Here is a 16,737-nt window from a genome sequence, read left to right as displayed (position 1 = left end):
ACGAGCTTCGAGGCTATGATTTTTTCTTGTTGTTGCGCGGCTGTAGGGCGACTGCGTAACGCGTTACATAACCGCCGGGCAGGTCCCCGCAACCACCTTGACCGAACGCCGCACGTCGGCATCCAAGGCCGCCTCTCCGGAGGCGGCCTTTTTTGCGTGTGCGCCCAGCGACAGTTCGATCATGGACGCGATCTCGCCGATCAGCTCCACTTCGCGGCCGCCACGATCGAGGGGCGGGCCGACGCGTACCTCTTCGATCAGGGTGCGCAGGTGCTCCACCGCTTCCTGCCGGGTCTTCGGGTCCTGAAGCGTGGCGTGAAGACGGCCGACCTGCTGGCGGTACAGCGTCGCCAGGTCGACGGTGAACGGCGGCAGCGCGGGCGGAGCCGCCGAGAGCTTGGCGCGCAGGTCGTCCCGGTGCGCCGACAGCGTATCCAGCCGGGTCTGAAGATCGGGGGAGCGGAATCCCTCCGCAATCGCGTCGATCAGTGAGGCGATCTTGCGCTCGGCCTTCTCAAGGTCGGCTTCGACCGTCTTGCGGTTCGCCTGCGCCTGAACGCGCTGGGCCTCCATGTGCTCCCGGAACGTGACGCAGAAGTCCTCGACCAGGTCCGGGGCCATCAACTGGTCTTTCAGCGCGGCCAGGATCAGGTCCTCCAGCGGTCCCCGGCGCAGGCCCTTGCGGTTCGAACAGTCGGTTCCGGCCCGGGCGCGCCCGCAGGCCAGATAATCCTTGCCGGCCGAGATCATGGCCCCGCCGCACACCGCGCAGGTCACCTTGCCGGCCAGCAGGGTCTCCGGGCGGCGGTGCGTCCAGAACTGGGTCTCCCGAGCCTTGCGCACGCCTTCGGACTCCCGGATATCGTCGAGGCGCCGCTGGACGCGGGTCCAAAGATCGTCGTCCAGGATCCGCAGGTCCGGCACCGCGGTGATGACCCAGGTCTCCGGCGGATTGGGCCGCGAGACGCGCTTGCCCGTGGCCGGGTCCTTGATGAAGCGTTGCCGGTTCCAGACCAGGCGGCCGATGTACTCCTGGTTCCGCAGGATGCCGGTGCCGCGCGCCTTGTGGCCGCGAATGGTGGTGTCGCGCCAGGGCCGTCCGCGCGGGCCCGGCACGCCCTCTTCGTTCAGAATACGGGCGATGGTGCGCGGGCCGGTGCCGCCCGCGAACATCTCGAAGATGCGCCGCACCACGGCGGCTTCCGCCTCGTTGATGCGCCGGTGCCCGGCGTCGACCTCGCCGCGCGCGTTGACCTGCCGGACCATCTCGTAGCCGAAGGACAGACCACCGGCCGAACGGCCCGCGCGCACCCGTCCCTCCAGGCCGCGTCGTGTCTTCTGGCCCAGGTCCTTCAGGAACAGCGCGTTCATGGTGCCCTTGAGGCCCACGTGCAGCTCGTTGACCTCGCCCTCGGCGACGGTGACCAGCGCCACGCCCCGGAAGGTCAGGGTCTTGAACAGGCCGGCGATGTGCTCCTGGTCGCGGCTGAGGCGGTCCAGCGCCTCGGCCACCACCCCTGGACCTCGCCGGCGTCGATGGCCTGGAGCAACTGCCGGAACCCGGGCCGCCGGGGATCGGCGCGGCTCAGACCGTGGTCGGTGAATGGACCGGCCGGTGTCCAGCCGCGCGACGCGATGAAGGCCTGGCAGGTGCGCACCTGGTCTTCAATCGAGGCCGGGTTCTGCAGGTACGAGGAATAGCGGGCGTAGATCGCGGCGATGGTCATGGCGCGGACTCTTCCGGCGGGGGCCGGCCGGAACGGGCCGGCGGCTGGACGGACATATGCGTGCGGAGGAGGCGTTTATACTCCGCTTCGGCCGCCTGCCGCGCAAGCAGTTTGACGAGCGCGACCAGCCGGGGGTCCGGACTCGCCGAAGCGCCGTTCGCCTGTTTCCCGCCGCGGGCTTTCCGCGATGTGCGTGCCCTGTCCATGCCCCCAGGGTAGGGCGGTCCGGACGGCGGATTCCTCGTGGCGGGCGGGATAGCAGTGGGTCGCGTTGTTTGACAAATGTACACACAAACGGCTATGCTTCTTCCATGATGTTTGCGGTGGACGGCTTCGACTGGGATGCGGGCAACGGGCCGAAATGCGCCAAGCACGGCGTGACGCGCGAGGACATCGAGGCGGTCTTCCACAGCACCCCGATGATCCTGCCCGATCGCACGCCGCAGGATCGGGAGACGCGCTACAACGCCATCGGCAAGACCGCCGCCGGCCGCATGGTCTTCCTCGTGTTCACGCTGCGGAGGCGGGACGGCGTGACCCTGATCCGGCCGATCAGCGCCCGGTTCATGCACAGAAAGGAGATCGAGCACTATGAGCGACACACCGGACAGTAAGGGGACCCCACTCCCGCGCCATGAGACAGACGCCGAGGCGGAGCGGTTCGTCGAGGCGGCTGATCTGACCGCGTATGACCTCTCGGGCTTTCAGCCGGCCCGCTTCGAGTTCGGCCGCAAGGACGCGCGCGTGAACATGCGCCTGCCCGAGCCGTTGCTCGATGCCGTCAAGGCCCGGGCCTCGGCGCGCGGCATGCCCTACCAACGCTTCATCCGCGAGGCCATCGAACGCGCCCTCTCCGGCGACCGTCCTTGACCTGAACGCTCGCTCTCTCTCCTGACCGTCGAAACGGGCGGGCCGCGGGATGCGGTCCGCCCGCCCGGGGCCGTGTCCGGCCGGGTTACGGCGCCGGGCGGCGGGACCGAAGCTCCCGCGCGATGGCCTCCCGGGCCTCGATGGCCCGGCGGCGGGTCGCGGTGTTCGGCCGGGCCGTTGCCGCCGCGTTGAAGACCTTCAGATACAGGCCTTTCAGGTCGTCGAGCGACAGCCAGCTCAGGTCGGTGTGTGTGGGGACGTGCATGGCCGTTTCCTCCGTCTCGCTTTGGAGGCCCCGCCCATCGGAGCCTTTCGCCCCGTCCCGGCATCATCATGGGGGTCAGAAGGCGCCCGTGGGCGGTGGTCCGCGCAAAGCGGACAAGACGGAGGACGGCCGCCCTTTCGGCATGTCCGCTCAATACACCGGCAGGTCCGGCCGTCGCTCCGGCGGAGAAGGCCCTGCGGTCTTCACGAGGACTCAGCGCCCGGCCCCAGCCGAGGCCATCAGAGGAAGAGGACGTCTTCGGTTTCGTGACGGAGTCGATCAGGAGAGGGAGGGTCCTTCTCCGGCCCGTCGACCGCACGAACCAAAGGAGACGGACCATGACCCGCGACACCACCCCCCGGCAGGACATCTACACCCGGGTCACCGACAGCATCATCGCCGAACTGGAAAAGGGCGTTCGTCCTTGGGAAAAGCCCTGGAGCGCCGAGCACGCCGCCGGCCGCGTCAACCGGCCGCTGCGCCATAACGGCGTGCCCTATGCCGGCATCAACATCCTGATGCTGTGGACCGCTGCCCTTGAGCACGGCTTCGCCTCGCCCATGTGGATGACGTTCCGCCAGGCGAAGGAGCTGGGGGCGCACGTCCGCAAGGGCGAGAAGGGCTCGCCCGTCGTCTACGCCAACACGATCACCCGCACCGATGAGACTGATGAGGGCGAGACCGTCGAGCAGCACATTCCCTTTATCCCGGATCGGTCACCGGACTTTTTTCGGCGTCTTCGGCGGCCCAGTTTCGGCTTTCGGTGCCGGTTTTTCCGGTGTCCTGTCGCCGGCCCGGGAGGGGTGGATGGCGAAACGGGGCCTATGGCCGCGTGAATGCAACTAATAAAAGAAAAAGTCCCGAGACCAGGACATGCGAAGCCGTTCTTCCGGCGGAAGCGGCGCGCTTTTTCTGTTTTCGGCGGGGGCGGGAGGCTTACGGAGGCGCCAGGCATCGCCACGCGGCGAAGAACATCCCCTGGGTCGGACAGGCGTCGGGCATGGCGATCCTGATCCGCCGGACCGAGGTGATGACCCGGGCGCCGATCTTGAGAAGTTTCTGGCGGATGGTGTTAGGCGCGGCCCTGGCCAGATCGGTGCCCTTCAGGGCGCGCAGGCGCAACTGGGTCATCAGCACATAGGCGAACCCGGCCAGGATCAGGCGGGTCTGGTTGGCCTTGAAGCCATGGGCGGACGCCCGGTGGCCGAACAGGTCGAGCTGGCACTCCTTGATCCGGTTTTCCATGTCGCCGCGCGGGCAGTAGATGGCCTCGTAGATCACGCGCGACATCAGGTCGCGGGGCGGGGTCTGGTCGCTTTGTTCGTGGGCGTCCCGGGCCTCGCGCAGGGCCTCGGCCACCCGCGGGGAGTCCCAGTCCAGCGAGGTGACGAGGAACCGGCAGCGTTGTTCCCGCCCTTCCCGGTGCAGCACCTTGACGATCACGTGGCGTGGCCGTGTCCAGCTCTTCGAGCGGGTCATATGAGTAAAATGACCGAACGCCAGCGCCGTCTGACCCGTGGCCATGAAGTCGACGGCGGCTCTGGAGCGGACCTTGCGGGCCTTGTGCAGCAGGACATCGTTGCGGGCGAGGCCGAAAATGTAGTCGACGTGGTTGGCCTCGCACCAGGTCATCAGGTTCGGGCGGGCGAAGCCGGAATCGCCCCGCACCAGGATCTGGACCTTGGGCCAGACCTTGCGGATGCGTCCGACGATGCGTTTGATGGCCGCCTTCGCGCCCTTGGCGCCGTCGACGTTGCCGGGACGCAGCTTGGCCAGCAGCAGATGGGGACCGCAGGTGACATACAGCGGCAGGAAGCAGCGGTGTTCGTAGGTGCCGTTGAAGAAGCCGCCGACCTGGTGGCCGTGGGTTTCGATATCGGTGGCGTCGAGGTCCAGGGTGATCCGCCAGTGCAGCGACGCCGTCAAGGGTTACACCCTTGACGGCAAAGGTCGCTGCACAACTTTTTGAATCTAGTGCATTTTCGATCCAGACAAATGATGCTCGCTGCATCTTTTGTCTGGATCAATGCACTTGGGCGGGGTGTCGTGGCTTTCGGTGAACAGGTCCACGTACAGGTCCTGGAGCCGGTTCGGCTAGGCGGTGATCTTGTGGTAGCGCCGGTCGCTGTCCTCGAAACTCCGTTCCACCCGCCCCAGGGTGGAACTCCCGGCTAGGGGAGCCGGCCTGTCGCGCCCGGAGACTTCGCCTCGCCCAGGAGCTTCAACAGGGGATCATGGTGCAGGGTGTCGTGATCGGTGAGATCCTCGTAGCCCAGCGCGATGCCGGTGACGCGTTGAGCCAGCAGGTCGGCCAGCGGATGGCGGACCCGACCCGGGTCCCGGCGATCCTCGAAACAGGCCGCCATGCGGGGGAACAGGTCCAGGCGCTTGGCGGTCTCCCGCAGCAGCAGGCCGCCGGCGTCCGAGGTGATCTCGCCGCCGTCGAAGGCGGCGATGACCGCGCGTGGGCCGAACCCGGAAAAGAGCATGCGAGGTCCCGTTATCGAATTGATTCCGCGAATCCATCTCCGTCACGCCCCACTCCGGCGCAGACCGACCCGTGGGCTGAAGGGTCCCTCGCTCGCGTCCGTCCGCCCGGTGCCGGCGGCCTTGCCTCTACTGGCCGCAAGCCTTGGAGATGGCCCCATGGGCATTGGTGAAGCCCATCAGCGAGTAGGTGTCGGTGGTCAGGGTGCCGCGCGTCGACGTGCCCTTGACCACCATGCGCCCACCGGCCCGCATGGCCGCCACCAGCCGCGCGTCATCCTCGTCATAGGCCCAGGCGTTTTCCTCGTGGGTGAACAGGGTAAAGGACGTGTTGCCGTCGATGGTGACGGTTACCTCGCTCTTGTCCTTGAAGGGATAGCCGGCCATGAAGCTGACCACGTTGGTGGCGCCCTCCTTGGGCCGATGGCTGACGATCGCGTAGACGTCACCGCGCACCGAGTAGTTCCCTTCCTCCTTGGTCGGCTGGCTGGCCATGTAACAGACCGTGCTGCCTTGTTCCTCGTAGGTGTAGGCCGTCCAGTCCTTGAACTTTTCGATGGTCTTGACGTCCTGCGCCAGGGCCAGCGACGCCGACCCGGCGGAAACGGTGGCCACGAGCGCGAGGACGAAAAGGCCGCGCATGGAAGCGAACATCGCTGGCGATCCTCCTGGATGGGGGCCGTCGCTGGCCTCGGCGGTGCGACGCGGGACCCTGAATGGGGCGGAAAGACGGGATCGGGGCGGGGCGGGGCACGACCGCCGAGCGGGGGGCGTGCCCCCGCGACCGCACAGACTGTGCCGCGAGGCGCCGTCCGGATCAAGCCCCGACCGCGCCGGTCCGCCGAGGCCCGCCCTTGGGATGGCCATAAGCCAAGCCGACGATTCTGGTGAAGAGATGGCGAGATGATGACAGGGCGGGGCGGGCGCTGGCCGGCTCAGTCGCGCGGTCGCCCCCGTCCGGTGCGCTCCACCCGCTCCGTCTCCGCCAGTTCGGCCAGGGGAGGTGGCGCGCGGTGCGCCTCCATGGCCTGGGGGCGGCGGAACGTGGGACCGCCGTGCACATGCGGTGTCAGGTCCTGACGCGGACCGCCCTCGGTCACCGGGCGCGGCGCCCAGCGACCCCGGCTGATGACGCGATCGTACATCACCAGCGCGCCGGCCAAGCCCACGTTCAGGGAAAAGCGGGTCGGGATCTTCACGATATAGTCGCATCGGCCCGCCATGGCGGGCGACAGGCCGTGCCGCTCGGCCCCCAGCACGTAGGCGGCGCGAAGAGGGTGCTGGAAGCTCGGCAGGTCGATGGAGTCCTCGAACAGTTCGACCCCCACCAGCGCGCAGCCCTTGGGCAGGGCGAGGCCGGCCGTGTCGGGGAAGGTGTAGAAGGGTACCTGGCTGATGGTGTCCGAGGTGTCGGTGGCCTGGGCCGCGCGCGAGTCGTAGCAGGCGGCGACGGTGAACACGAAGCTCGCGCCGAAGGCATGGGCGGAGCGAAACACGCTTCCCACATTGTAGGCCTTGCTGATGCCCTCGACACCGATCCCGAAATAACCGCGCATGGACACCCTGTTGGCTGGAGGAAGGACGGGTCGGCACCCCCACGCCCCGGCCAACCGCGTCGGAGGGGGATTGGGTCGCCGGGGCGGATCGGGCATCATGCCCAACCCCCCGTTGGGATCAAGGTCTTGTGACGTCCGCGTCCGGTCCATGACGGTCCATGTTCATCCCCTGATCAGGAGCCTCGCTCATGCGTGCCGTCGTCTGTTCCGCCTTCTCCTCGCACACGGACCTGCGCGTCGAGGACATCGCGCCACCGCCCATGGTGCCGGGCGGCGTCCGCATTCGGGTGGCGGCGGCCGGCCTCAACTTCGCCGACAGCCTGATCACCGCCGGGCGGTACCAGGAAAAACCCGAACCGCCCTTCGTGCCCGGCTTTGAACTGGCCGGCACGGTGATCGAGGTCGCCGCCGACGTGGCGGGCTTGTCCCCTGGCGACCGGGTGCTGGCCATGCCACCGAACGGGGCCTTCGCCGAGGAGGCGGTGGTGCCTCAGGGGGCGGTCTGGCCGCTGGCCCCGGGCATGGACATGGCGGTCGGCGCCAGCTTCCCCATCGCCTACGGGACCTCGCACTTCGGGCTGTTCGATCGCGCGCGGCTTCAGCCCGGCGAGGTGGTACTGGTGCATGGCGCGGGGAGCGGCGTCGGCCTGACGGCGGTGGAATGCGCCAAGGCCGGCGAGGCCACGGTCATCGCCACGGCGCGCGGCGCCGGGAAGCTGGCGGTGGCCCGGGAGCACGGCGCCGACCATGCCATCGACACCAAGACCGAAGACATCCGCGCGCGGGTGCTGACGCTGACCGACGGACGCGGCGCCGACGTTGTCTATGACCCGGTGGGTGGCGATGTGTTCGACGCCAGTCTGCGGTGTACCGCGCCCGACGGCCGTCTGCTGGCCGTGGGCTTCGCCAGCGGGACGGTGCCGCAGGTCCCGGCCAACCGGCTGCTGGTCAAGAATCTGTCGGTGATCGGCTTCTACTGGGGCGCTTACATGCGGTTGGCGCCGGACCGGGTGCGGACCTCGATGGACGCGCTCACGGCCTGGCACGCCGAGGGGCGGGTGCGGCCCCGCGTGTCGGCCGAGTATCCCCTGGAGCAGGTGGTCGAGGCCATCGACGCCCTGCTGGGCCGGGGGGTGACGGGCAAGCTTGTGTTGAGGATCGCGCCGGATGCCTGCCGACCAAGCCAGAACGGACGGCGATCCTACTCCCCGCGCGGCGCGTAGAAGTCCGGGCGGGCGAGGTCGGCGCTGCCCGCGCGGCGATCGTCCAGGTCGATCTTCTGGATCGCGCGCGCCAGCGCGTCGCAGCGCTGGCCATGGGTCCGTGCCGCCTCGGCGCCGTCGCGGGAGACGGCGCGTCCGGCCTCGCCGCCGCAGGAGCGGCGGTACGCCTCCATCATCTCCACCGGAGACAGGGCCTCCACGGGCACGGAAGCGGCCGCGTGCCCCGGTGGCGCGTCGGCGGGCGTCTGGGCCCGGGCGGGTGCCAGCGCCAGGGCGACGCCCGCCACCAGACACACCGCGACCCCGGCGCATGCGGCGTGGTGGTGCCCCGTCATCAGGCGACCCGCATCTTCACGTAGCTGCCGGGCGCGTCCTCCAGGGCGGGCAACGGACCCTCGCCGGGGATGCGCGCGGGCACCTGCGCGCCACCGGCGTGACGCTCCACCCACTTGGCCCAGTCCGGCCACCACGAACCGTCGTGCTTGGTCGCCGCCGTCAACCACTTCTCGGGGTCCTTGGACCGGCTGGCGCTGATCCAGTGGCAGTACTTGTTGGCGGCCGGCGGATTGATCACGCCCGCGATATGGCCGGAGGCGGCCAGAACAAAGCGTGTCGGGCCGCTGTACAGTTGCGCGCCCCGGAACGTGGACACCCACGGGGCGATATGGTCCTCGCGGGCCGACAGGAAGTAGGACGGTGTCTTGACGGTGGTCAGGTCGATGTCCACGCCGGCGACGGACACCGTGCCCGGGTCCTTCAGGGCGTTCTCCAGGTAGCAGCGGCGCAGGTAGAAGCTGTGCATGGCGGCCGGCATGCGCGTGCTGTCGGAGTTCCAGTACAGCAGGTCGAAGGGGAAGGGCTCCTTGCCCATCAGGTAGTTGTTGACCACGAACGACCAGATCAGGTCGTTGGAGCGCAGCATGTTGAAGGTGGTGGCCATCTCGGCGCCGTCGAGATAGCCGCGCTCGAACATCTCGTGTTCCAGGTGGTCCAGGGTTTCCGGGTCGATGAACACGCCCAGTTCGCCCGGGTCCGAGAAGTCCAGCATGGTGGTGAAGTGGGTCGCCGAGGCCACCCGGTCCTGCTGCCCGTTGGCGTGCAGCCACGCCAGCAGCACGCCCAGGAGCGTCCCGCCCAGGCAGTAGCCGATCAGGTTGACCTGAGGCTCGCCGGTGATTTTCTGGACCGCGTCCATGGCCTCCAGCGGTCCCAACTGGAGGTAGTCGTCAAAGCCGGTGTCGCGGTAGGTCTCATCCGGGTTGACCCAGGAGATGATGAAGACCGTGTGGCCCTGGGACACGGCCCAGCGCACGAACGAGTTCTTCTCGCGCAGGTCGAGGATGTAGTACTTGTTGATCCAAGGCGGGATGATCAGCAGCGGAGTCTTATGCACTGTCTCGGTGCTCGGCGAGTACTGAATGAGCTGCATCAGGCGGTTCTGCAACACCACCTTGCCCGGGGTGTTGACGATGTTGCCCCCCACCGCGAACGCCTGTTCGTCGGTCATGGTGATGCGCAACTGACCCTTGCCCCGCTCCAGATCGGCCAGCAGGTGCTCCAGGCCCTTCAGCAGGTTCTCGCCCTTGCTTTCAAAGGTGGTGCGCAGAACCTCGGGGTTGGTCATCAAGAAGTTGGTCGGCGCCATGGCATCGACCAACTGACGGGCGTAGAAGTCGGCCTTGCGGCCGATCAGGCTCTCTTCGCCCTCGAGATCGTGCACCAGGCCGAGCATCCAGCGCGACGTCACCAGGTAGGACTGCTTGATGAAATCGAAAACCTCGTTTTCCTGCCACATGTCGTCGCGGAACCGGTGGTCGCTCTTGTCCGGGCGAACCAGGGGTTCCGTTTCCTGGCCCAGCCAGCGTTGCGCCGCGTTCTGCCACAGCGCCATGTAGTCCTGCCACAGGTTGAACTGCGCCTCCATGATCTTGGCGGGATTCGCCATCATGCGCGCCGTCATGTCCAGGAACGCCTCGCTGACGTTCAAGGGGTCGCCGAATGGCATCATCTGGCCGGTTGCCTGGCGCCGCATGAAATCGTTCATCAAGCGCTGGCTGCGCTCGGCGATGTCCGCCATGGCGTGCGCGAACTCATTGGGATCGGGGTGTGTCGGGTGGTCGCCGGTGCTGCCCTGTTGATCGGCCATCGTGCCTTCCTCTATCATCCGCTCCGCACGAACGCAGGTGTCCAGGCCGGCTCCCTCGACGCGTATTGGGCAAGCCGCCGTTCCCGTGTGGTGTACCACGCCTTGCCGGCAATGAGGAGGGGGCGCGCCCCCGTCAGGCCCTTGGACCTGTTCGACGTGGGCATCGGGGGCGATGGCGGCAAGGGCTGGGGGCGCGGCGGAACGATACGGGGGCGGAGATCGGACCCTCCGGGACCTCGGCGGGCCCGGTCCCGGCCCGGGTGAGGGAACGCGGAAAGGGCGGGTTCTGGGCTGTGTGGCAGCGTATGATGCCGGCGGTCATCGAGACGGACCATCGACGCCCGTGGCCGAGCCGACCCCGGGTCGTCCGGGAGGCCACGGGGCCTCTGCCATGGGGGCCTGTTGATCATTGGGGCGGTCCGGGACCCGTGAGACCGGGGATCGTCGGGTGGATCCAGACAAACACGGATACGAGGGGATCGTGCGCGTGACACACACCAGGCCAGGATCAGGCCGACCGACCCGCACCACCCAGGACCACGAGCCCCGGGCGGGCCTGCCATCGGCGTTCCGCCGTGATCGCCGCCGACCGGGTGTCGTGGTGGCCCTCGCGGCGGCCCTGGCCCTGGGTGCTTGCGCCGATGATCCCCCGCCGGAGGCGTCGGGCGACTATCCCGACATCGCCGACAGCCCCAGCCGGCGACCGGCCGTCACTCCGGTGCGCGAGCGCGAGGAGATCGCCGAGGGCCTGCGCGCCGACCGGCGCGAGGATCGTTATGCCCTGGAGAGCGGCGAGCGCCGCCGCTCCACGGAGGTTCAGCCGCCGGACTACGCACCACCGGCCGAGGCGCCGGCCGCCAATCCGCCGGCCGCGCGCCTGGACGCGGGCGAGGCGCCCACGGGCGCGCCCGGCGGCGAGGACGCGCTGGCGCGCACGCCGCTCGCGCCGCTGCCGGGTACCGAGCGCGATGCGGTGGCGCGGGTGCCGCCGTCGGCGCGGTCCTCGGCCCCGTCGCCGGCGACGAGCCCGAGTGGAGTCGCGCCTCCCGGCGGCATGCCGGCGTCCATGCCCCAGGCGCCGGCGCCCGCGCTGGCGCCGGTCGCCAACCCCTACGCCTCCGGACCCATCGTCATCGATTCCCGGGGGGTCATGACCATGGCGCCGGGTGGGGCGGTCACCACGCAGGGACCCTATCCGGTCGGGGGGCCGCTGGGCGCCGCCGGTCCGGTCTATCCGGGCGCCGCGACGGCGGCCGGGGTGCCGGGCACGCAGCCCCTGACCGCCTATGCGTCCCTCGCGGGCGTGCGCACCCAGCGCGTGGCGGTGATCTACTTCGCCAACGGCTCGGCCGGCCTGTCGGGGCAGGACCGCCAGGTGCTGCGCCAGGTCGCGGCGTTGCAACGTCAGTACGGCGGCCTGCTGCGGGTCATTGGCCATGCCTCCAGTCGCACCGCCGCCACCGACATCACCCGCCATAAGATGGCGAACTTCGCCATCTCGTTGCAGCGGGCCAATGCCGTGGCCGAGGCGCTGATGCGCGAGGGCACGCCGGGGCAGTACCTGTATGTCGGATCGGTGTCCGACAGCCAGCCCGTCTACTACGAGATCATGCCCACCGGCGAGGCCGGCAACCGGCGCGCGGAGATCTATCTGGATTACTGACGCGGGCAGGGTATGAGTCCCGCGACGGGCGGCCAGGGCGTGGAGTCTCGTCTCAAGGGGGACGCCGCCGCGACCGGCAGGCCATCCGTCCCGACCGGGGAGCCGCGTCCATGGATCCCATGACCGAGGCTATCTGGCTGACCGTCCGGCTGGCGGCGATCACCACCGTGGTCCTGCTGATCGTCGGCACGCCGTTGGCCTGGTGGCTGGCGCGATCGCGGGCCTGGTGGAAGGAGGGCGTGGGGGCGCTGGTCACCTTGCCCCTGGTGCTGCCGCCGACCGTGCTGGGCTTCTACCTGCTGCTGGCCCTGAACCCGTCGAGCCCCCTGGGCCAGGCGGCGGGCGCGGTGTTCGGCCACACGCTGCCGTTCACGTTCGAGGGGCTGGTGGTGGCCTCGGTGATCGCCTCCCTGCCGTTCGTGGTGCAGCCCATCCGCAATGCCTTCGAGGCCATGGGCGAGCGCCCCCTGGAGGTGGCCGCTACCCTGCGCGCCGGTCCCTGGGATGCCTTCCTGACCGTGGCCGTGCCCCTGGCGCGGAACGGCTTCCTGACCGGCGCCGTGTTGGGGTTCGCCCACACCGTCGGCGAGTTCGGCGTGGTGCTGATGATCGGCGGCAACATTCCGGGCGAAACCAAGGTTCTGTCCGTGGCCATCTACGACTATGTGGAGACGCTGCAATGGGGCAAGGCGCACGCCCTGGCCGGCGGCATGGTGGCGTTCTCCTTCGTGGTGATCCTGACGGTGTCGCTGATCGGCCGCCGCTCCGGCTGGGTCGGCCGATGAGGGACGGTGCCCCGGGCATCGAGGCCGCGTTCGCCGGCCGCCTGGGGGGATTCGCCCTGGACGCCCGCTTCGCCGTGCCGGCGCGGGGCGTCACCGCGCTGTTCGGTCCCTCCGGCTGTGGCAAGACCACGGTGCTGCGCTGCGTCGCCGGGCTGACGCGCTTGGCCGAGGGGCACTTGAGCGTCAACGGCGTGGTCTGGCAGGACGGCCGCCACCGCTTCCTGGCGCCCCATCGGCGTCCGGTGGGGTACGTGTTCCAGGAGGCCAGCCTGTTCCCGCACCTGTCGGTGACCGGCAACCTGCGCTATGGCCAGCGGCGGGCGCGGGGCGACGGGCCGCGTCCCGTGGCCTTCGACGACGTGGTGGAGCTGCTGGGGCTGGCGCGGCTTCTCGACCGGTCGACGACCGTGCTGTCCGGGGGCGAGCGCCAGCGGGTGGCGCTGGGCCGGGCGTTGTTGACCCAGCCGCGCCTGTTGCTGATGGACGAGCCGCTGGCCGCCCTGGACCGCGCCAGCAAGGACGAGATCCTGCCGTACCTGGAGCGCCTGCACGCCCGCCTGGACATTCCCGTCCTTTATGTCAGTCACGATCTGGCGGAGGTGGAGCGTCTGGCCGATACCCTGGTGCTGATGGAGGCCGGACGGGTGCGCGCCGCCGGGCCGCTGGCCGCGTTGCTGGCCGACCCGGCCTTGCCGCTGGTTCGCCTGCCCGAGGCCGCCGAGGTCCTGGACGCGGTCGTGGTGGGTCACGACGAGGCCTACGGCCTATCCGTCGTGGCGGTGCCGGGCGCCACCCTTCAGGTGCCCGGCGCGGCCGGTCCGGTGGGCAGCCCCCGGCGGCTGCGCATCGCCGCCAGCGAGGTCAGCCTGTGCCGCGACGGCCCGCCCACGGGCTCCAGCGTGCTCAACGTGCTGCCGGCGCGCATCCTGCGGGCGGAGCCGCTGGCGCCGCACCAGATGACCGTTGTCCTCGCCCTGGGCGAGATGGGGGAGGGCGCGACCCTGCTGGCCCGCGTCACCCGCAAGTCGTGGGAGGGGTTGGGTCTGCGACCCGGCCTGTCCCTTCATGCCCTGGTCAAGAGCGTGGCGCTGCTGGACCGGGAATGACAGGCCCCGCGCCGCCGCTCCGGAGGATCGATGATCGTTCTTGATGATGCCACCTTGCTCGGTTTCCTGCGGGAGGACGCGCCCTATGGCGACCTGACCACCCGCGCGCTGGCGCCGGCGGATCGCCGGGCGACCATGACCTTCGCCGCGCGCGACGCCCTGTGCCTGTGCGGCGTGGAGGAGGCCGCGCGTCTGCTGACCCTGATCGGCGCCGAGGCGCGTCCGGCCTGCGCCAGCGGCGCCGCCCTGGAGCCGGGAGCGCCGATCCTGGAGGCGACGGGCACGGCCGAGGCCCTGTTGATGGGCTGGAAGGTGGCCCAGACCCTGATGGAATGGGCCTCGGGCGTGGCCACGGCGGCGCGGGCGCTGACGCGGGCCGCCCATGCGGTCGATCCCGACGTGGCGGTGGCCTGCACCCGCAAGGCGGTTCCCGGTGCCCGCGCCCTGTCGGCCAAGGCGGTGCTGGCGGGGGGCGCCGGCCTGCACCGTACCGGTCTGTCCGACACCGTGCTGCTGTTCCCGGAACATCGCGCGGTGCTGGCGGACGACGGCGAGGCGCCCCTGGTGACCCTGGATCGCCAGATCCGCGCGCTGAGACGGGCCTGTCCGGAGCGCACGGTGGTGGTCGAGGTCAAGACCCCCGGGGAGGCCCTCGCCGCCGCCGACCATGGGGCCGACGTTCTGCAACTGGAAAAATTCTCGCCCGATCAAGTGGCCGCGCTGGTCGCGCGCCTGCCGGCGGGCTCCCCCGCCCGGGTCGCGGCCGCCGGCGGAGTCACCCCCGACAACGCGGCCGCCTACGTGCGGGCCGGGGCGCGGGTGCTGGTGACGTCCTGGCCCTACACCGCGCGGCCGGCCGACGTCGCGGTGACACTGGCCGCCGATCGGTCTTGACGGCGTGTATCCGCCCACGGTCTAACCAGCGTAGGCATGGGCATGCCGCCCGGTTGAGCCGACCGACCCACCGTATACAGAGGCAGGCGAGCCATGATTACCCCCCAGGGTGCATTGATCTATACCATGGTGCTGGCCTCCGTCGCCGACACCGACATGCGGGATTCCGAACTGCGGCTGATGGGCGATACCGTCCGGACCCTGCCGGTGTTCCGCGACGTGGATCCGGAGACCCTGCCCGAGACCACGCGGGCCTGCCTGGAAATCCTGACCGGGGAGGAGGGACTGGATACCCTGATCGCCATCATCCGCGACAGCCTGCCGGTGCCGCTGCGCGAGACCGCCTATGCCCTGGCGCTCGACGTGGTCGCCGCCGACGGCAAGGTCACGCCGGAGGAGGCCCGGGTGCTGGAGATGCTGCGCCACGGGCTGAATCTGGACCGCCTGGTGGCCGCCGGCATCGAGCGGGGCGCGCGCGCCCGCTGGGCCGTGGGCTGATGCCGTGACCGGGGGGGCGGAGGCCGCGCCGGCGCTGCCGTCGCTCGACGGCTGGCGGGTCGGCGTGATCGGCTTCGGCCTGATGGGGCGGCCCATGGCTCGCGCCCTCGCGGCCGCCGGCGCCGAGGTCATCGTTCATGCGCGCCGAGCCTCGGTCCGGGATATCGCGGCCGCCGATGGCCTGGAGACCGCCGACTCCCCGGCCGCGGTGGCGCGAACGGCCGACGTCGTCCTCGTCATCGTGAGCGATACCCCGGCCGTGGAGTCGGTGGTGGCCGGCTCGGGGGGGCTGCTGGGGGCGGTGCGGCCCGGCCATCTGGTCATCGATATGGGCACCACCGCCGTGGCCACCACCCGCGCCCTGGCCGCGCGCGTGGCCGGCGCAGGGGCCGACTACGTGGACGCGCCGGTGTCCGGGGGCCAGGTGGGGGCGGAACAGGCGACCCTGTCCATCATGGCCGGCGGGACCGAGGCGGCCATCGCCCGCGCCCGACCGGTGTTTCAGGTGCTGGGCACGCGTCTCACCCACGTGGGCGACGTGGGGGCCGGGCAGGTGGCCAAGGCCGCCAATCAGGTCGTCGTCGGCCTGACCATTGGCGCCGTGGCCGAGGCCCTGACCCTGGCCCGCCGCGCCGGTGTCGATCCGGGGCGGGTGCGCGACGCTCTTGCCGGGGGCTTCGCCGAGTCCCGGGTGCTGGCCATGCACGGCCGCCGCATGGTGGAGGGCGCCTTCACTCCCGGGGCGCGGGCTACCACCCAGCGCAAGGATCTGGACCAGGCGCTCGCCCTCGCCGAGGCGGTGGGGGTGACCCTGCCGGCGACCACCCTGGCCCGCGACCTGTACGATCGACTGATCGCCCGGGGGGAGGGGGATCTGGACCACGCGGCCCTGATCCGGGTCCTTGATGACAGAGTCGGCCCGGGTCGATGAGCGCCGGATCCGGTGTCGAGGGGATGTGGCGCGAGAGCGCATCCCAGAGTAGTTATCCTGGCATCTAAAAGAGAACGTTTGTCATTCATTCTGTTTTTAGGCGGTCCCCGTCATCGACCGCCATGGCGGGCGGGCGCGGGCCGCGCGGCCCGCCGCGTCTCGCGAAGACCACGGTGGATCCGCTGCCGGATCACGCCAGAAATGGCCGTATCCAAGGACTTCGGCCCGCTTGGCCAGGGGCGCGGGACAGGAAGTCGGACCCATGCCGGGCCTGACGCGATCCCGCGACAGCTCTTGACGTCGTCTCTGACTCCCTTGACATTCATTATAGAAGCGGCGAGGTTCAGGTCACGATGGAGAGGTGGCGCGTCTTTGGCCCGTTTCCGAAAGTGGTGAGTATTTGCCCCAGGATGCAACGATTTATTAATGAGTGTTCATGTAGTCCAGGGAAGATCATCTGACCCTGACCAAGGTCACCGTGGTCTGTCCCGGTGCCGGAGGAAGGGCCGCGACCGGCGGGTCCAGGTCGGAGGGCTGGCTTTCGCAAGCCAGTGCCGCCAGGCGATCCAAGGAGCACTCCGGTCAT

At 69.8% G+C, this 16,737-nt stretch carries 17 protein-coding genes and 2 pseudogenes; 10 read left to right on the top strand and 9 right to left on the bottom strand.

The annotated features are described in order from the left end of the window. Positions 1 to 63: 63 nt before the first annotated feature. Complete coding sequence (locus GGD89_RS20675) at positions 64 to 1,266, bottom strand: recombinase family protein (protein ID WP_425503043.1); 1,203 nt, start codon at positions 1,264 to 1,266, stop codon at positions 64 to 66. Positions 1,267 to 1,356: 90 nt separating this feature from the next. Further along, a pseudogene (locus tag GGD89_RS20670) lies at positions 1,357 to 1,727 on the bottom strand (recombinase family protein); the annotation flags it as partial. A gap of 311 nt (positions 1,728 to 2,038) precedes the next feature. On the opposite strand from GGD89_RS20670, the gene GGD89_RS13985 reads away from it, so the two are divergent. Then, positions 2,039 to 2,341 carry a BrnT family toxin gene (locus GGD89_RS13985; RefSeq protein ID WP_184046322.1) on the top strand — a complete coding sequence of 101 codons (303 nt, stop codon included), beginning with the start codon at positions 2,039 to 2,041 and terminating at the stop codon, positions 2,339 to 2,341. Then, positions 2,319 to 2,597, top strand: coding sequence for a CopG family antitoxin (locus tag GGD89_RS13980; protein ID WP_184046320.1), 279 nt, complete (start codon positions 2,319 to 2,321; stop codon positions 2,595 to 2,597). Before GGD89_RS13985 ends, GGD89_RS13980 begins: the two co-directional genes overlap by 23 nt. 85 nt (positions 2,598 to 2,682) lie before the next feature. Here GGD89_RS13980 and GGD89_RS13975 read toward each other — a convergent pair whose 3' ends face one another. After that, positions 2,683 to 2,862 (bottom strand): hypothetical protein, encoded by a 180-nt coding sequence (locus GGD89_RS13975; protein ID WP_184046318.1) that lies wholly within the window; start codon positions 2,860 to 2,862, stop codon positions 2,683 to 2,685. 338 nt (positions 2,863 to 3,200) lie between these two features. Between GGD89_RS13975 and GGD89_RS13970 the strand changes: the two genes are divergently transcribed. Further along, the gene (locus tag GGD89_RS13970; protein ID WP_184046316.1) at positions 3,201 to 3,698 is read left to right on the top strand and encodes an ArdC-like ssDNA-binding domain-containing protein; all 498 of its coding nucleotides are present in this window, start codon (positions 3,201 to 3,203) and stop codon (positions 3,696 to 3,698) included. Positions 3,699 to 3,798: 100 nt separating this feature from the next. Here GGD89_RS13970 and GGD89_RS13965 read toward each other — a convergent pair. The 4 genes and pseudogenes from GGD89_RS13965 to GGD89_RS13950 all read right to left on the bottom strand — a co-directional run. Further along, positions 3,799 to 4,767, bottom strand: a pseudogene (locus GGD89_RS13965) (IS1380 family transposase); the annotation flags it as partial. Positions 4,768 to 5,033: 266 nt separating this feature from the next. Next, on the bottom strand, positions 5,034 to 5,351 hold the full coding sequence (locus GGD89_RS13960) for a transposase (RefSeq protein WP_184046313.1): 318 nt from the start codon (positions 5,349 to 5,351) through the stop codon (positions 5,034 to 5,036). A 127-nt stretch (positions 5,352 to 5,478) separates the two neighbouring features. Continuing rightward, complete coding sequence (locus tag GGD89_RS13955) at positions 5,479 to 6,003, bottom strand: invasion associated locus B family protein (protein ID WP_184046311.1); 525 nt, start codon at positions 6,001 to 6,003, stop codon at positions 5,479 to 5,481. A 281-nt stretch (positions 6,004 to 6,284) separates the two neighbouring features. Then, positions 6,285 to 6,905: an RNA methyltransferase gene (locus GGD89_RS13950; protein WP_184046309.1), complete on the bottom strand. Its 621-nt coding sequence runs from the start codon at positions 6,903 to 6,905 to the stop codon at positions 6,285 to 6,287. A 188-nt stretch (positions 6,906 to 7,093) separates the two neighbouring features. Here GGD89_RS13950 and GGD89_RS13945 point away from each other — a divergent pair, with 188 nt between their 5' ends. Further along, positions 7,094 to 8,128, top strand: coding sequence for an NADPH:quinone oxidoreductase family protein (locus GGD89_RS13945; RefSeq protein WP_184046307.1), 1,035 nt, complete (start codon positions 7,094 to 7,096; stop codon positions 8,126 to 8,128). Here the strand turns inward: GGD89_RS13945 and GGD89_RS13940 are convergent. Together GGD89_RS13940 and phaC are read right to left on the bottom strand one after the other, a co-directional pair. After that, positions 8,107 to 8,463: a hypothetical protein gene (locus tag GGD89_RS13940; RefSeq protein WP_184046305.1), complete on the bottom strand. Its 357-nt coding sequence runs from the start codon at positions 8,461 to 8,463 to the stop codon at positions 8,107 to 8,109. The two genes, GGD89_RS13945 and GGD89_RS13940, sit on opposite strands and share 22 nt — an antisense overlap. Next, complete coding sequence (gene phaC, locus GGD89_RS13935; protein ID WP_246423116.1) at positions 8,463 to 10,274, bottom strand: class I poly(R)-hydroxyalkanoic acid synthase; 1,812 nt, start codon at positions 10,272 to 10,274, stop codon at positions 8,463 to 8,465. The genes GGD89_RS13940 and phaC overlap by 1 nt, the downstream gene beginning before the upstream one ends. A gap of 487 nt (positions 10,275 to 10,761) precedes the next feature. Here phaC and GGD89_RS20560 point away from each other — a divergent pair, with 487 nt between their 5' ends. The 6 genes from GGD89_RS20560 to GGD89_RS13905 all read left to right on the top strand — a co-directional run bounded on the left by GGD89_RS20560 (position 10,762) and on the right by GGD89_RS13905 (position 16,151). Further along, a complete protein-coding gene (locus GGD89_RS20560; protein ID WP_184046303.1) occupies positions 10,762 to 11,937 on the top strand; it encodes an OmpA family protein in 1,176 nt (391 codons plus the stop codon). A gap of 110 nt (positions 11,938 to 12,047) precedes the next feature. Then, complete coding sequence (modB, locus tag GGD89_RS13925) at positions 12,048 to 12,722, top strand: molybdate ABC transporter permease subunit (protein ID WP_246423115.1); 675 nt, start codon at positions 12,048 to 12,050, stop codon at positions 12,720 to 12,722. After that, complete coding sequence (modC, locus tag GGD89_RS13920) at positions 12,719 to 13,828, top strand: molybdenum ABC transporter ATP-binding protein (RefSeq protein ID WP_184046301.1); 1,110 nt, start codon at positions 12,719 to 12,721, stop codon at positions 13,826 to 13,828. The genes modB and modC overlap by 4 nt, the downstream gene beginning before the upstream one ends. Positions 13,829 to 13,858: 30 nt before the next feature. Further along, a complete protein-coding gene (gene modD, locus GGD89_RS13915) occupies positions 13,859 to 14,722 on the top strand; it encodes a ModD protein (RefSeq protein WP_184046299.1) in 864 nt (287 codons plus the stop codon). 93 nt (positions 14,723 to 14,815) lie between these two features. Further along, positions 14,816 to 15,220, top strand: a complete 405-nt coding sequence (locus tag GGD89_RS13910; protein ID WP_184046297.1) for a tellurite resistance TerB family protein — start codon at positions 14,816 to 14,818, stop codon at positions 15,218 to 15,220. Between the two features lie 4 nt (positions 15,221 to 15,224). Beyond that, positions 15,225 to 16,151: an NAD(P)-dependent oxidoreductase gene (locus GGD89_RS13905; RefSeq protein ID WP_343058610.1), complete on the top strand. Its 927-nt coding sequence runs from the start codon at positions 15,225 to 15,227 to the stop codon at positions 16,149 to 16,151. The last annotated feature ends 586 nt before the right edge of the window (positions 16,152 to 16,737 follow it).

This window comes from Roseospira visakhapatnamensis, assembly GCF_014197915.1.
In the GTDB taxonomy this organism is placed as follows: domain Bacteria; phylum Pseudomonadota; class Alphaproteobacteria; order Rhodospirillales; family Rhodospirillaceae; genus Rhodospira; species Rhodospira visakhapatnamensis.
The sequence above is the reverse complement of the archived record's forward strand: the minus strand, read 5'-3'. Positions and strand labels throughout refer to the sequence as shown.